The sequence below is a fragment of the Desulfobacterales bacterium genome, assembly GCA_029211065.1.
Taxonomy (GTDB): domain Bacteria; phylum Desulfobacterota; class Desulfobacteria; order Desulfobacterales; family JARGFK01; genus JARGFK01.
In genome coordinates, this window is record JARGFK010000260.1 from 1 (window position 1) to 604 (window position 604).

Annotated in this window: 1 protein-coding gene; it reads right to left on the minus strand. The window is 56.0% G+C overall.

Features of this window, described 5'->3' with window-relative positions; all coding sequences use genetic code 11:
• Positions 1-15: 15 nt before the first annotated feature.
• Positions 16-192: a hypothetical protein gene (locus P1P89_23325; protein MDF1594454.1), complete on the minus strand. Its 177-nt coding sequence runs from the start codon at positions 190-192 to the stop codon at positions 16-18.
• Positions 193-604 lie beyond the last annotated feature (412 nt).

Sequence of the window (604 nt, forward strand, 5' to 3'; positions counted from 1 at the left end):
AGCAGGTGACAACGTTTAGGCTTCGGCATACATCCGTATCAAGGTTTCCCCGTCGTGGCTCATTATCCGCATGCCCTGCATCACGACCTGATCCCCCCTCGTCAAACCCAGCGTGCGGTTTTCCCGCACTGGGCTTTCCCGGAAACTCTCGCCTTTGGCATTCGCAGGGAGTTGCGCAGTCCGATCAATCACAAATTCACCAGCCCCAGATACTTAAGGTGTTCGTGTGTCGTCTTCCCTTTCGGTGTTCGAAAGGGCCGCTGGCTCCGTCGCTTGAGATGTGCTGTCAAGCGAAGTTCAAGAAAACTGTTGACCTTGCGAAATGCCCTGCGTGGATATCACCCCGGGGAGCCCGACAGCTGCTTATGCCCGTTACTTCACTGCCGGCACTGGGCTTCACCTATCCTGAGCGGATGGCCACTCCCAAAAAGTTTAACGAGGCCGAAACAGGTTCGCTTACGCTACGGCTCACGCTTTCGCCTCACGAGGCTTCGCCAGATCGGGTTGCCCCGTCCCACGCTCGATCGGCTACTTGTCAAACGGACAATTTACAAGGTGAACTCCTTTCAGTTCACAAGATTGACCAGGCTTTGCCTGGCGCACC